General features: G+C 38.4%; 12 protein-coding genes and 1 pseudogene. 8 read left to right on the top strand and 5 right to left on the bottom strand.

What is annotated here, in order from left to right:
* The 4 genes and pseudogenes from AC0N32_RS15150 to AC0N32_RS15165 all read right to left on the bottom strand — a co-directional run.
* A pseudogene (locus AC0N32_RS15150) lies at positions 1-461 on the bottom strand (hypothetical protein); the annotation flags it as partial.
* The gene (locus AC0N32_RS15155) at positions 424-2,040 is read right to left on the bottom strand and encodes a phospholipase effector Tle1 domain-containing protein (RefSeq protein WP_476394697.1); all 1,617 of its coding nucleotides are present in this window, start codon (positions 2,038-2,040) and stop codon (positions 424-426) included. The pseudogene AC0N32_RS15150 and the gene AC0N32_RS15155, both read right to left, overlap by 38 nt.
* A 3-nt stretch (positions 2,041-2,043) precedes the next feature.
* Positions 2,044-3,951 carry a type VI secretion system Vgr family protein gene (locus tag AC0N32_RS15160; protein ID WP_476394698.1) on the bottom strand — a complete coding sequence of 636 codons (1,908 nt, stop codon included), beginning with the start codon at positions 3,949-3,951 and terminating at the stop codon, positions 2,044-2,046.
* 1,048 nt (positions 3,952-4,999) lie between these two features.
* Positions 5,000-5,275: a hypothetical protein gene (locus AC0N32_RS15165; protein ID WP_476394699.1), complete on the bottom strand. Its 276-nt coding sequence runs from the start codon at positions 5,273-5,275 to the stop codon at positions 5,000-5,002.
* Positions 5,276-5,663: 388 nt separating this feature from the next.
* On the opposite strand from AC0N32_RS15165, the gene AC0N32_RS15170 reads away from it, so the two are divergent.
* From AC0N32_RS15170 to AC0N32_RS15205, 8 genes are all read left to right on the top strand, one after another.
* Positions 5,664-6,206 carry a YMGG-like glycine zipper-containing protein gene (locus AC0N32_RS15170; protein ID WP_476394700.1) on the top strand — a complete coding sequence of 181 codons (543 nt, stop codon included), beginning with the start codon at positions 5,664-5,666 and terminating at the stop codon, positions 6,204-6,206.
* Between the two features lie 52 nt (positions 6,207-6,258).
* Positions 6,259-7,899, top strand: a complete 1,641-nt coding sequence (locus tag AC0N32_RS15175) for an LIC_10190 family membrane protein (protein WP_476394701.1) — start codon at positions 6,259-6,261, stop codon at positions 7,897-7,899.
* Between the two features lie 41 nt (positions 7,900-7,940).
* Positions 7,941-9,011, top strand: coding sequence for a chorismate synthase (gene aroC / locus AC0N32_RS15180; RefSeq protein WP_476394702.1), 1,071 nt, complete (start codon positions 7,941-7,943; stop codon positions 9,009-9,011).
* A gap of 17 nt (positions 9,012-9,028) precedes the next feature.
* A complete protein-coding gene (locus tag AC0N32_RS15185; RefSeq protein WP_476394703.1) occupies positions 9,029-9,592 on the top strand; it encodes a thioredoxin family protein in 564 nt (187 codons plus the stop codon).
* An 18-nt stretch (positions 9,593-9,610) separates the two neighbouring features.
* The gene (locus AC0N32_RS15190; RefSeq protein WP_476394704.1) at positions 9,611-10,150 is read left to right on the top strand and encodes a TlpA family protein disulfide reductase; all 540 of its coding nucleotides are present in this window, start codon (positions 9,611-9,613) and stop codon (positions 10,148-10,150) included.
* A 78-nt stretch (positions 10,151-10,228) separates the two neighbouring features.
* A complete protein-coding gene (locus AC0N32_RS15195) occupies positions 10,229-10,576 on the top strand; it encodes a YkvA family protein (RefSeq protein ID WP_476394705.1) in 348 nt (115 codons plus the stop codon).
* Positions 10,577-10,735: 159 nt separating this feature from the next.
* Entirely contained in the window at positions 10,736-12,103 is a 1,368-nt protein-coding gene (pyrF, locus tag AC0N32_RS15200) for an orotidine-5'-phosphate decarboxylase (protein WP_476394706.1), read from the top strand.
* 69 nt (positions 12,104-12,172) lie between these two features.
* Complete coding sequence (locus AC0N32_RS15205) at positions 12,173-14,989, top strand: gluzincin family metallopeptidase (protein WP_476394707.1); 2,817 nt, start codon at positions 12,173-12,175, stop codon at positions 14,987-14,989.
* 61 nt (positions 14,990-15,050) lie between these two features.
* Here the strand turns inward: AC0N32_RS15205 and AC0N32_RS15210 are convergent, their stop codons facing one another.
* Positions 15,051-15,791: a T9SS type A sorting domain-containing protein gene (locus AC0N32_RS15210; RefSeq protein WP_476394708.1), complete on the bottom strand. Its 741-nt coding sequence runs from the start codon at positions 15,789-15,791 to the stop codon at positions 15,051-15,053.
* Positions 15,792-15,922 lie beyond the last annotated feature (131 nt).

Raw genomic sequence — 15,922 nt, forward strand, 5'->3', positions numbered from 1 at the left:
CCTAATCTTTTATATTCTTTAGTTTCTCCGTCCAGATCATCCCAGCGGGAATATGCCCGCTCCATATAATCTTTTATAGTATCGATTGGAAAATTGACATCCAAACGATAAAATGTATCTTCGTAATCAGCATAGTAGGTTATATCTGCTCCAATAGGTGTTCCGTATTGCTCTGTCCATATTGCTCCTGAATCTCCCCAACATCCTGACGAACTTCCATATGGAAGCCCAGCATGAGTACCTTCTAAAGTTTTTATCTGATCATAAACAGGTGTTACATCATATTCTCCCACAGGATTACAAATCTCCACCTGAAAAGCGAGTTTAGGATCATTTTCTTTCATTTGTTGACATTGTGTAAGATTAAAGCACAGTGTGAAAAGTATCAGCTGCTTTACCAAATCTGTAATTTTGTAAATTATACTATCCATTCTGTATGTTTCTTTTACGTTCTTTTCCATTGGATACCTTTCCAGTCTTAGGGCCCAATCCAAATTTGGTAACGCTTGAAGACCAATGCAGATATTTATTTCTCAAAGTCTTTAAATCATTAGGATTTGTGAAAAAATCCTCATAGCATATTTTCTTAATCTTTTCTATGTAATCACCAGAACTACCTGTCTTATTATATGCTGCGACATAATCATTTCTCAGTGTTCCACACGCTGACATATAGTCTAACAGGTTATTATAAATTCGTCTTAAAAATTCGTCTTTAATCTGATGATCCTTTTCTATTCTACTTTTTTTATATTTAACATTAAACTGAGCAGAATAATATAACATGGTATTCAATGAAACTTTGTCATACGTATTAAAAACATTTTTTCTATGACCTACTAAAATATAACTTTCATTCGCCTCACGTGCAACTGGAGGAATATATCGGATGTTAAGTTCTTCCGGTTGGTACCAGCCTTCTTCTATCAATATACTCCGATATCTTTCACATTGCTTTTTACTGCCATATTCTTTGTACAAATCCACAGTTTCTGGCATTTCGTTTACATAACATCCTCCGATATCGGAATGAACACCCGGTAATGTAAATTCTAAACCTTTTACTCCCGCACTCTGAATATTTGTCAAATCGAAATTATCCCTGAATTCATCATCTGCTGCTATTTGCAGCACAAAATATGCTTTATTGATTGAGTCTAACCCCAAGTCCTTAGTATCATTTCCGTATAAGTCTATGCCAAATAAAGTTCCTCTATGATTAATTCCAAAAGATGCCACGGTATCATATAGTCCGATAAAATTAATCGTAAGTTTTTTAGGCAAAACTTCAGATTTCAATAAGCACGCCCCGAAATATCCGTATTTGGATAAAAAGGCATCTTTTGAGCCATCATTGTCTGTAAATAAATAGCTTTCCTCCTTTTCGCCCCTATCATAAGGAGGAGAAACCTGTATTTTCTGCCCTCCTTGGGTATATGCTCTTATTGCAGGAGTTGTGGCAATATGTACAAAATGTCTAGCTGCAGTTGCCCCTCTGCTGAAACCATAAACATTTACTTTCAGATGAATATGCTGACCTGTATATTTGGCAAGTTTCTTAGCAGACAGTATGCATCCTTTTGTTACTTTTGCTTCTACGCCTGTATCTCCGATTCCTAAAGCTACTCCTGGTAAAACCGTATCACTTTTCAAATCTTGGGTTCCTATTCCTTCTATATAAATACGAATTTGGTTTTCAACAGCAGTGTCTAGTGCATCGTACCCCTTTGCTACATTAGAATAATCATTAGTGTAGCTATCATCTTCATGATTAGATTTCTTATAATTTTTACCTGCTTCAGTATTTGTTTTATTGTTTTGGGTACCATCAAAGAAAAGATTTAGACTTACCTCAATTAAATTATTAGGAATATCATTTGGATTTATTTTCTTCGCCCCTTTATATTGTACACCAGCTTTATTTCCTTGCTGTTCTATTGAAGCAGAGCTGTTGTAGACTATATTTTCCTTCGAAAATATTAGGTAATCCCCTTTTACCTGCGTTTTTATTTTACCTTCTACAAAATATTCTATGCTCATTTTTTAATGATTTTTTGACTTTTCACCACTATTATTTTGTACTTCTTTTTCTGCATGATGCTGTATAGTGCTTTCACTACTTACTTTTAAACCTTTTATTGCAATTGTTTTATATTCTTTGTCAGCATAAGTTTCCAAATCTCCCTTTACATAATGAGAAAGCTTCCCTACGACATTGGTTATAAAATCTGTTCCAACGGATAACATTTTCATCATTCCCACGCCAACAGTTTTGTTCATTCCAATAGTTTCATTAGAGTTCATTCCAATATTGATATTCATATTTTTTCCTGCTGTAAAATTTATATTTTCTCCTGCATTCACGGTAAAGCTTTTCGGTGCATTCACATTGATATTTCCCTGTCCATCCATCAGGTACGTATTTCCACTTGGATCTTCTATAAAAACAGAACCTTCCGCGTCATTCAGAATAATCCTGGTTCCGCTGCGGGTGTGAATCACTTTTTTGTCATTTCCACTGGTATGATACGAGCTTGTCTCCGAGCCGTTATAATGCGTTCCTGTCACAAAAGGTTTCTCGGCATTCCGGGATTCGTGGCTTACGAGAACTTCTTCACCGATCTCAGGAATAAAATGGAAGCCTTTACCGGCTCCGCCATGCGGCTGTATCAGTCGGATCCAGGGCGTTTTCAGGCCTTTGTTTTCCTGCCACGGAAATTGTACCCGCACTCGGCCCATTCCCAGCGGATCGTTGTTATCCACCACTCTTGCAGGCTGGTCTTCGGCTTTCGGTACCGCTTCAATGTCTATGTATGGGGCGGCATTGAACAGATCCGGGATCCCTACAAACTCATTGTAATAATCACCAGGCTCATAGACGTGCCTGATTTCTAAGATCCGGTAGGTTTCCATCGCTTTGCCGTTGATATCCGAAAGTTTCACCCTGCCTCCGATCTTCAGTTCGGGCGTTTTGCTTCTTCCTTTTACCTGCATCAGGTTCTCACGCTTTTCTTTTTCCAAACGCACAGCCTCTTTCAAATGATCTTCCGACCATTCCCCGATCCCCGTATGGTTAAAATGCATTTTAGGCTTTTTCCTGAAAGTCTTTCCGGATGCAATTACTGCAATACTCTGAAACGGACTTTCCTTGAATTCCGACTTTTCACTGCCGCTATCCTTTTCCATTTTCAACCCGCTTACAGCATCATAGCCTGTGAAGACAAATTCCTGAGCCTGCATCCGCATTTCAAGTTCAATATCGATTAAATCTACATTTTCGCCGAGTTTTATAAGAGGCTGAACCGCATTTCCGAAAACCAGCTTTTCACCGGTGTAATAGAAAAATTCGCCGTGGCGTTTTGCCAGTCTCTGCAGAAACTCATAATCGGATTCCTTATATTGAACCGTATAGGGAAGCCTTCTCCTGTTGTATTCATTCAAATAATTGGAGGATATTTCCACTTTTGCTTCCTGGGAATATTCTTCGGTTACCTGTTTTACAATCTGCTCAAGGGTTTTATCTTCGAAACTTTGGCAGTCTTTTCCGCTTTCCAGCAAAATACTTGGGGCATATCCCGTTATATAAAGATCTCCATAGCCACCGCCTTCGTCCTTTTTATTTCTGATCCTGCCGACAATACCCCTGAAGTAATGCCGCAGTTCTCCAAAACACCAGTAAGCGATGCCGATCTCCTTACCCAGAAGATTTTTTGAGTTTTCCATGACGTAACCGTGCAAACTGTCTAAAGCGTCATCCGGAACAACGATCGTAAAGCTATCGTGGTCATTGGTTTTCTGAATAAGTTCTACCGAACAGCTGTTTTTTCTTAAAAATTCTTTGCCTTCCAAAGTGAGAAGGCAATACACCAGAGGATTGGTCTTATCGTGAAGCCAGTCTTCAAATATGCGGGATGAACCCGATTGTGAGGGATTAAAAAATTCTTTTTCCATACTGTTTTTTTATTGACGAATGTAGATTCTTTCCATGTCTCATTATTCATTACTGATATTTCATTAGTGAATAAGGATTACAAATCCGTCATGCCATTAAATCTTATCAAACAAAATCCGCAACATCTGCAAACTAGAGACTATTTCAACACAAACATTTCAAAATCAACCTTTACATTACAGATTTTAGGTTTCTCATCCAAATACCAACTTGTTCACAAATAATCTTTCATTTAAGGTCATAAAACACTTTGATCATGATAAAAGATTACGTTTTTGGTTGTTAAATTTTGATTGTGTTTTTTAAACCTGAAACGAATTTAGAAAAAAATAAAATACCACAACCATAGATTACTAAAGAATTTATAGCAATGGAAAATTCCGAACCCAAGCTCTTTTGAATAATATTAACAGCTGATCAACAGCAGGTTATTTTTATTCTTATCCAAATAAATTTTAACTGAAATTAATCTCCAATAAATGAAAATAAAGTAAAAAACAAAACACAGAAAAACACAGAAAATTTCTCAAAAAAAAAATCCGGATTCTTTTGCTATCCTTCGGGAGTTCTTCGGGAAGGCTTCGGAAAAAGTACCGTTTTTCCGAAGCCTTCCCGAAGGTGATCCGAAGAAGACCCGAAGAAAGCACCTCCGGAACAGGTCAAAACCGGTCAGAACATGTCAATCGCGGTCATAGCTTTCACTCTATTTTATAAATATTTGAAAATGTGATAATTAAAAAAATATAGACAGAAGATGACGATCTTATTTATTTAGAATACTATGATCCCAAAGGATCCAGACAATAAAGCGACGGTGAGCCAAAGAAATAAGGTCCCCAATCGGAGACCTTGAAAAAAATACAAATGATGAAAAAAAATTTTTATAGAATCAATTAATTAATTCTCAGGTAAAATTAATACCCAAGGGTATCAAATTTTATGATCCGGATCACATAACATTAAAAATTACTGAATTGATGGCATAAGAAAACTCCTCAAGGGTCGTGAGGAGTTTAAAAAAGGGTATATGGGGTCTAAAAAAGTGTCTTATCTTGCCGAATCACTTCGGTTTCCGGAACGGTTGGATCCGTTGGCTCCGTCAGCTGTTGTTGCATTACTGCCGTTTCCGGCACCCTGATTCATAGCACTGTCTCTCACGCTTGCCGTTGTATCCATCGATGTTCCGGTTGTCGTATTATCCGGTGACATTGTTCCGGTGGAAGCAGAATCACTCATTGAATTGTTTTCATTCTGCGTTTCTTTCTTATTGCAGCTCACTGCAAATACACTTAATCCTAGTGCTAAAAGCATTATTTTTTTCATATAATAATTTTTGGTGTGTGATATAAAGCCAAAATTATATACAAAAAAACAATCATCATATGAGCGAGATCATAATCAGATGAAATATGTAGATTTACTTGTCAATACTAATTAATTGTTTTAAACAGAATACTCATCAAATAAACGATTTGCCGGAATAAACAGATCCGGGATCATTAATTCAACCATAAAAATCAACAAAATCTGGCCATAATCCATAATTTCCATACTGCTCAAAAACCCACTATTTATAAGATATTGTCAATAATAAACCATTTATGTTTAAGATTATTTCTAAAAATTTAACATTTCTTAAATTAATTTGGCTTCATAATTGGAAATACCATACTACCAAAGTCCGTCTTTGGACCCTATTAAAATTTGAATTATGAAAAGTATAGTGTTAACAGGGGTACTATCAGTTTTCTTACTGACAGCCTGTAAAAAAGATGATCAGATTGCCGAAAAGTCACTGGAACAAGAGAAAATGGAATTCCAGATGAGGCAGCTTGAAATTGAAAAGCAGAAACTAGCCATTGAAAAAGAAAAAATGGCTTATGAAGCACAGAAAAAGGCAGACAGCATCGCTGATATTGAAAAAGCTAAAACGGCTGCAGCCAATTCAAAACCTCAGGTCATTCGGGAGACACATACCGTGTACAGAGATCGACCTAGTTCGAGTTCAAGCAATGGTACATACGCTAATAACGGAAGTACTGCTTCACAGGGAACAACCCAGAAAAAAGGGATGAGTGAAGCCGCTAAAGGAACAATTATCGGTGCCGTAGGTGGAGCTGCGTTAGGTGCGATCGTGAATAAGAAAAGTCCGGGTGCCGGTGCTGCTATTGGTGGTGTAATCGGTGGTGCCACAGGGTATACGCTGGGTAGAGCACAGGATAGAAAAAGCGGAAGAGTACAGCCACGTAATTAATTTTTTTTACAATATTTTAGAAAGATTGCTTATTTTTAAGCAATCTTTTTTTATGCTTTTAATTCTCCTTTCTTCTGTTTTTCTGATCCCTGCTTTGGTGGGCTGGGGAAACATGGTGAATATTTTCCTGCAAAACCCATTTAACGGTATCGCCGGAAAGGCAGTTCACGGAATTATGGGCATAAGTATCTTATGGACAGTGCTGGCTTTTTTCACTCCATTAAACGCACACGTAGAGATTCCGACAATATTGACAGGATTATTTTTTTTCTTTAAAAACAAAGAATACAAAAACCTGCTTTATAAAGAATCAGACAATTACTTATTGCTCGTCTGTATTCTTGTCATTTTACTTTGCGGATCATGCTACCCTTTTATTTTAGATCATTTCGGTTATTATGTTCCGACCATCAAATGGCTCACGGAATTCGGAATCGTAAAAGGAATCGCAAATCTGGATCTGACCTTAGGACAGATGTCGGTTTGGCATATCTTCCAGGCAGGATTTTCAAATATTTCAGATCCTTTTCTTAGGATTAATTCACTATTGTTGATCATTTATAGTTTATACATTGTAGAAAATAAAAGCTGGATCCAGTTATGTTTTGTTCCTGTATTGCTGTTGTTTTCGCAGTCTCCAAGCCCTGATTTACCAGTTATCCTATGTTCTTTGCTTATTTTAAATGAAATTTTAAACGGAAACAAAGCTGCCACCGAGTTATTTGCATGCTCTGTTTTCGTATTTGCGATAAAACCGACCATGATCTGGCTTCCGGCCGTCAGTTTTTTTTATTCATTTCAGTCTAGCAAAACGCCCGTTAAATCGATCTTGCCCGGATTCTTAATTCTGATTTTATTTTTCATTAAAAATATCTGGACCTTCGGATATCCTGTTTTTCCCATTGCTGTAGGAGATGTGGGAGTACACTGGAAACCGAATAATGAAATATTAAAAATTTCTTCTCAATTCGCTATTCAGAAAACCTACGACATGCAGTATTCCTGCCAGGAAATTTCAAAATTTTCAGCAGTCGACTATATTAAAAACTGGCTGTTTCTGAACGGAATAAAGTCGGTTATCAATATTTCTCTAATCATCAGCCTGGTTATATTTATTGCGTTCAGTTTCATTAAAAAAAACAGGATTATCAGTCTGATCTGTATTTCGATCGTAGTCAAAAGCCTCCTGGTGATCTTATTTTCAGCACAGTACCGGTTCTTTGTGGATGTATTTTTTGTCATCTTTTTTATACTATTTACCGATTACTTTAACAGAACAAGGGCCGTTGCCTTATTTTCAGTTTTAAGCATCATTATCGTCGGGTTCTTTTCTGTACCGGCTGTTCTCCAAAATTATATTCCCAGCTTCAGGTTGGGAATTTTTATGGGCCAGATGAAAAAAGAGCAGATTTATATGCCTTCCCATTATCAAGACCAGGAATACAGCCGATATAAAGTAGGAAATTTATCATTCCATATCTCCAGAAAATATCCTTATAATTTCGACACTAAATTACCTGCCATTTCCGAAAGCTATATTTTTGATGATGTAAAAGCCGGTATTTTCCCACAGATGGCAGATGAAAAAAATATATACCAAGGTTTTGTCTGGAAAACATTGAATTCAAAAGAGAAAATAGAAGCTCAAAAAATCATTCATTCTATAGAAAATAGCTATCATCAGAACAAATAACCATCGTTCTTTATCTGAAGAAAAAGCTGTAAATTTGTATCATGTTAAATACTTTAGGTAATCTTCTCAGTCTTACAACATTTGGAGAAAGTCATGGCCCGGCTTATGGGGGTATCATCAATAATTTTCCGGCAGGTTTAACGGTGGATTTCGATAAAATACAATACGAGCTTAATCGCAGGAAACCTGGACAATCGGCCATCGTCACCCAGAGAAAAGAAAGCGATACGGTACAGTTTCTTTCAGGTATTTTCGAAGGAAAAACAACCGGAACGCCTATCGGTTTCATCATCGAAAATGAAAATCAGAAATCAAAGGATTACGATCATATTGCCGGGTCGTATCGCCCAAGCCATGCAGATTTCACTTATGACCAGAAGTACGGATTAAGGGATTACCGCGGAGGCGGAAAATCATCAGCGCGCGAAACGATGAACTGGGTGGTTGCCGGAGCTTTGGCAAAGCAGCTTTTATCGGGTATCGAAATCAATGCTTACGTTTCCTCCGTCGGCGACATTTTCTGTGAAAAGCCCTACCAGGCGCTTGACTTTTCAAAAACAGAAAGCAATGAAGTACGGTGTCCAGATTCTGAAACAGCAGAGAAAATGATCGAAAGAATAAAAGAGATCAAAAAAGAAGGAAATACGATCGGCGGGACCATTACCTGTGTTATCAAAAATGTTCCGGTGGGAATCGGGGAACCTGTTTTCTCAAAACTGCAGGCAGAATTGTCCAAAGCCATGCTGAACATCAATGCCGCAAAAGGCTTTGAATACGGAAGCGGATTCTGTGGCGCCAAAATGACCGGCAAGGAACATAACGATCTTTTTAATGAAGATTTTACAACAAAATCCAATTTATCAGGAGGAATCCAGGGCGGTATTTCCAATGGAATGGACATTTATTTCCGGGTGGCATTTAAGCCTGTGGCGACTATTCTGAGACCGCAGGAAAGTATTGACCAGGAAGGAAACCCTGTTATTGTCGAAGGAAAAGGCCGTCATGATCCTTGTGTCCTTCCGCGGGCGGTACCTGTGGTGGAAAGCCTTGCAGCGTTTGTGCTGGCGGATCTCTATCTCATTAACAAAACAAGAAATATCAATCATTTTTAATACAAACATTCAAAGTAATGGAAAATTACTGGGCACAGGGGATCTCTTTCGAAGAGTATGTAAAAACAGGAAAAAATAGACTGGAAAATCCCGCCAGCCAACAGGAGGCCGACTATAAACAATACTACGAGCTTGGCTTACAAAGAATCGACAGAACGTTGAAAAAATATATTCCCGATGAAAGTCAGCTGAAAGAACTTGAAGCAAAAAACTTTGACGGAAAAATCCTGATCATCTCGGAAGTATGGTGTGGTGACGCAAGTGCTACCGTGCCGGCTCTGGTGAAGTTTTTCGAAGGAAAAAATGAAGTGAGGATCTTTCTCAGAGACAGTGATAAAAGCTTAATTAATCAATTCCTGACCAACGGAACAGAATCTATTCCGAAAGTGATTATCCTGGATAAAGATTTTAAGGTAAAAAATTCATGGGGACCGCGTCCTGAATATGGTAGAGAATTGCTGGGCAAGTACAAAGCCGATCCGGAAACGTACACTAAAGATATGTTTTACAACGATCTGCAGATCTATTATGCCAAAAACAGAGGTAAAGATGCCGTGCAGGAAATTTTGGAATTGCTATAGTTTAAATCATTTAATAAAATGAAAAAAAATCTCATTTATCTTGTATTGATCGCCGTTATTGCAGTCATTGCATTTGTTCCGGGCGTGAAGGAAAAACTTCAGGACACCTTTTTCCCGATTGCAACGATCGAAAATGCAGTGCATGTCAGTGATGAAGATTACGATATCGACCTTCAGGGAATCAATGTTCCCAGCACCAATCTTAAAGCTTTTAAAGACAAGGCCGTATTCCTGAATTTCTGGGGAACATGGTGTCCGCCGTGCCGCAAAGAATGGCCCTCGATCCAAAAATTGTATGATACCCGCAAAGACAATGTCGATTTTGTCCTGATCGCCATGAATGACCAAGAAGATGCCGTAAGAAAATTCCTGAAGGAAAATAACTATAGCGTTCCCGTTTATATTGCCCAAAGTCCGATTTCTGAGAAAATCCTGCCGAAAGTTTTCCCGACAACGTATCTGCTTGACAAAGACGGAAGAATCATCATTAAAGAAGATGCCTCAAGAGACTGGAATACAGAATCGGTACATCAGTTTATTGATAATATCATTAAATAATTTAACTTTTAATAAGAATCCCTTGGTATGGAATTTGTCAAATAAGTACCATTGAAGAATTATTAAATCAGGCACAAAATGAAATATTCAAAGTTAAGCCTCGCTAAAGAGGCCATCAATCATAAAGGTTTTGTCAGAAAAATCCCTGACATTTTCAGAATGGTAAGAATGTGGAGAAAAGGAGAATACCCGATGAGATCCATTGATATTATCCTTCCGTTGCTGGGCGTTTTATATATTATCTCTCCCATCGACCTTCTGCCGGAAGTCGCCGTTCCGGTGATCGGAGTTTTGGATGATCTTGCTGTTTTATCGATTACCATTCCAAAGCTTATCAGGGAAGTAGACAAATTCCTGCTGTGGGAGGCCGAACGAAAATACAGTAACGGCAATACGAAAGTGATCGATGCCGAAATTGTAAAATAATAAAAACATCCTTTGGGATGTTTTTTTATGAATAATGAATAACTCAATGGCTTAATTTAAAATTTAACATCAAAAAAATTGACAATTGACTGACGAAGTAAAATTCGCAATTGACTTTCAACATCATTTCCTTAAATTTGCAACATCTAATAAAAAATAATGGAAAGTAAAAAAGAATTCTTTTTAGAGTGCTATAAACTGGGCATCATCAAATTTGGAAGATTTACATTAAAAAGCGGCATCGAAAGTCCTTTTTATGTTGACTTAAGACCTTTGGCTTCAGATCCGAAAATTTTAAAAAACCTGGCCAATTACCTTCTGGAAATGCTTCCGCTGGATAATTTCGATCTGATCTGCGGAGTTCCTTACGCTGCCCTTCCGATGGCCACAGCCATGTCTCTTGAAAGCTATATTCCATTAATTATAAAAAGAAAAGAAGCCAAGAATTACGGCACGAAAAAACTGATTGAAGGAATTTATCAGAAAGGACAGAACTGCCTTTTGGTGGAAGACGTCATCACATCAGGAAAATCTCTGATCGAAACGATCGCAGAAGTAGAACAGGAAGACCTCAAAGTTGCTGACATCGTTGTTGTTCTAGACCGCGAACAGGGCGGAAAAGAACTTCTCGAAAGTAAAGGATATCGCGTTCATACCTTATTCAACATCTCTGAAGTATGTACTATTCTCCAGGAGAACGGAGAACTGTCTGACGACGAAGTGAAAAGAATCCAGGATTTTTTACATGGAAATCACATCCAGTTTGAAGAGGAGAAAAGAGCATCTTATGAGCAAAAACTTTCAGCAGGACAGCATTCCGTGTCTAAAAAGCTTCTTGAAACCGCACTGGCTAAGCAATCGAATTTAATAGCTTCCGCCGATGTTACCACCACTCAGGAGTTGCTTGATCTGGCTGAAAAAGTGGGTCCGCATGTGATTGCTTTAAAGACGCATATCGATATTATTTCTGATTTCGAATACGAAAAGACCATTACGCCGCTAAAAGCTTTGGCCGCAAAACATAATTTCCTCCTTATGGAAGACCGTAAATTTGCAGACATCGGAAATACCCAGGAACTGCAGTTTACAAGCGGAGTATTTAAAATTACAGACTGGGCAGATTTCGTAACCTCACAGGTTATCGGGGGCTTCGAATCGTTAGACTGCTTCAAAAATGTAGGCGTTGTCGCCATTATCGGGATGTCATCGAAAGGGACTTTAACGACGAGTGCGTATAGAGAGGAGGCTCTGAAAGTGGCAGCTTCACATCCTAATGTTATCGGAGGGGTATCCCAGAATCCGCTTCCTGAAGAAATGCTGTTATTCACTCCGGGAGTAAATCTTGCAGATTCGGGGGACGGAAAAGGCCAGCAGTACAACACGCCTGAGCATGTGTTTAAAACACTGCATACAGACTTTATCATCGTAGGAAGGGGTATTTACAAATCTGAAGATCCTGCTGAAGCTGCCGTTACGTACAAAAACGAAGGCTGGAATGCCTATTTGAATTCTCTGCCAAAAAACTAACCCAGAGTTAATTTAAAATTCAACAAACTTTCTGCAAAATAAGTTATATTTGAACCATATCACAGTTACTTGAGAAATATTTGTATTGGTCTTGCTTTGTTTTTGGGTGTTGCAGAAGTTTCTGCACAGAAAGACAGCATTTATATTGAAGCAAAACTGTCTTCCGACAAAAAAAGGCTCAGCGTTAGCCAGGAAATGGTTTATTATAACAATTCAAAGCACGACCTTAATACGGTAAAGCTTTTGAATTGGGTATCCGCCTACCAAAAAAGAGGCACTTCACTGGTCTACCGAAAACTCGAAGACCGGAATACAGATCTCCATTTTGCAGAAAAAAGCGAGCTTGGAAAATTATTAAACTTAAATATAAAAAACGCTGACCAGGAAATTCCGGTAAGCAGTACTTCAGATGAAAATTTTTTCATCCCGCTGAAAGAAGTGTTAAAACCTGGCGAACAGGTAAAATTAAATCTGCAATACGAAATCCAGCTTCCCGATAAAAAATTTACCGGGTACGGAACTTCCGATACGAACGTTGCTTTAAAATATTTCTTTATTGTTCCGGATCATTTTGATCCGGACAATATTTCCAAAAGAGATTACCACGATATTGAAGAATCGGTGAGCTTTAATACATACTGGACGGTAAATTTTGATCTTCCCGTCAATTCTTTTATTGAAAGTAATCTACGGCAGTTTCAGATGAATTCTTTTAAGGGATATCTTGATTCTGATCCCGAATTCCTCATCTCGCAGAATGAATATCCGTCCATCAATATCAACACGGCGGATGTAAAAACCGAAATAAAGTTCGGCTATAATCTGAAACCGGAAGAAAAACAAAATCTGGAATTTTACCTCCCGCTTCACCTGAAATTTATCAAAGACAGGATCGGAACGATTCCCGAAAGAATTTTTATTTCGGATAAATTCAGGGCGAAAGAAGATTTTTTCGGAAACAATGACATTACGTTCTGGAAATTCCGATTCCAGCTGTTTACGGATGAACAGAAGACTGATATGGATTATTTCGGCATTGTGGCCAAAAAGGTTTTGGATGAAAGCATCATTACAGACAAACAGAATAACCACTGGTTTAAAAACGGATTAAAATCTTATCTGGAAATCCAGTATTTAAAGAAATTTTATTCAGATACCAAATTATTAGGCACATTGCCGGAAACTAAAATTTTCGGGGTAAAGCCTTTAAAACTCTTCCATGCCTCGGAAGTAAAGCTCATTGAGCGATACGGACTTACCTACCAGTATATCATGTCGCAGAATCTTGACCAGAAAATCACTGAAAAATATGCGGTCCTGAGCAATTTTAACGACATGGCCATCAGCAGTTTTGAAACAGGGACTTTATTCAATTACTCAGCGGATAAAATGGGTTATGAAAATTTTGATGCGCTGGTTCAGAGTTTCATCGCAAAGCACACGGACAAAGAAACCGACCCTAATGATTTCATAAAAGAATTAGCCGAAAAAGACAAAAGAACCGCTTACCTGTCAGAGTTTTTACAACATAAGAACAGGGTAAATTTTAAGCTTAAAAGATTTAAAAAAGAAGGAGATTCGCTTACGGTAAGAATTCAGAAAAACACGCCTTCCAACATTCCTGTGAAACTTGAAACCGAATCGGAAGAAGGGGAGAAAAAAGAATACTGGGTAGAAACGGAAGAAAATAAAAAGAATGCTGTGATATCGATTCCGGATTTCAACACCCATAAAATTACGCTGAACGACGAGTATATTTTCCCGGAAGCAAACTACAGGGATAACTTCCTGTATGCCAAAGGATTTTTTTCCAACATGAGAAAAATTAAGCTCAAGCTGATCAAAGATATTCCGAACCCTGAGTTCAACGAAATCTATGTAAGCCCCAGAGTACGTTTCAACAACACCTACGATAAATTCCTGATCGGATTTAATTTTAAAAACCAGTCTTTTTTTGATCAGAAGTTTTTGTACTCGTTTACGCCGACCTACAGTACCGGAACGGGACAGCTTACCGGCTCAGGAGCAGTCGCCTACTCTTTCCTTCCCGCAGAAAGCATATTCAGAAGCCTGACTTTCGGTGTTTCGGGATCTTACTTTCATTATGATTATGACCTGGCGTACCGCAAAGGTTCCGTATATTCGAATTTCAACTTCAGGAAAAATCCGCGAAGCACAGTTGGCAGAAGTCTCGGGGTTTCGTACAATTATTTTGAACGGGATCTCAGTCCGCTGATGATAGCGAATAACGATTATGACAAATACAGCCTGTGGAGCATCGGTTACGGATATAATGACAGCCAGAGCATCCATGAGAAAAGCCTCGGCGTAAGCACCCAATGGATGGAAGATTTCCATAAAGTAACGGCAGAGGGCTTTTACCGCTGGGAGTTTGCGCCCAGACAAAAGCTCAGTGTGCGTCTTTTTGCCGGATATTTTGTGAAAAACAACACGCGCAACAGCACTTTTGATTATGGGATTTCTAGGGTTTCCGATTACTCTTTTTCCTACAACCTCCTGGGACAGAGTGCAACCGGCGGAATTCTTTCACAGCAGTTTATCCTCGCAGACGGCGGGTTTAAGTCTTTTATCCCCGGAACCGTCAATAAATGGATCACTTCAGTAAACGTGGACACCAGTGTATGGAAAATTTTCCATGTGTATGCAGATGCCGGAATTTATGACAACAAAAATCAGCCTACGAAATTTATCTGGGACAGCGGTATAAAAGTACGGGTGATTCCTGATTTTCTTGAAATCTATTTTCCCGTACAATCCTCACTTGGGTTTGAGCCCGGTTTTAAAGACTATGCCAAACGCATACGGTATACATTGGTCCTTAATCTGAGCTCTATTATCAATGCCGCCAGAAGAGGATGGTATTAAATTAAAACAAAAAAAATGCCTCAAGCTGATTGATCTGAGGCATTTCGTTTTTAATGTTAAATTAGTCTTTGAGTATTTTTTGAGAAACCGGCCGATTGTTTACGGTAGCCGTTACGATATAATTCCCTTTCTGTAATTCAGTAACATCCAGTGATTCGTTTTCTTTTACAGAACCCGTTTTTACAACTTGCCCGTACATGTCGAATACTTTCACATCTTTAGCCTGGGCTCCGAATGTAATTTCTCCATTTTTCACGAATGAATTTTTCGCGAAAAAGTCTTTATTTTTAGCTAAATTACTGACGGCCAGACTCCCGGAGAACTGCGTCCAGTAAACATCATCCAGAACAATCTGTTTCGATCCTGCCGACCGGAATTCAATAAGAACATCACCGGAGACATCTACATTGACCGTTCGGGTATAGTTCGTATTCATAGCCGCAAGGGTATACGTATCGACATTGGTGCCGTTTACATAGACTTCTAAAGTTCTGTTGGACGCTGTCCCGGATGTAAAATACGATCTGACGGTATATGTCAGACTCCCTACTCCATTTGTCCCTGAATTTGCGCTGATTTTTCTTGTTCCGCTTTCGCCGAAACCGACGGATGTTGCTGTGATATTGTCGGTACTTGTCACTTTCCGTGCTCCTGAAAAAGTCCAGGTTACCGCATTGTCACCGTTATAGCTGCCGCTGGTATACGAGGAAGAAGTCGCTGATAAATTAGTGAATGATTCGGAACCCTGGGCGGATAGAAAAGCCGTGACTGCCACGGCCATTAGAGAATAACTTTTTTTCATGTGTTAAAATTTAATAATTATTAATTTTCACTGCGAAAATACACTAATTTTTCAATATTACGCAATAAATACGTTAATTTTTTGTTAATCACATTCAGACAAATTATCTAAGTAATTTTAAGTATTTTTAC

The sequence above is a fragment of the Chryseobacterium endophyticum genome (genome assembly GCF_056333165.1).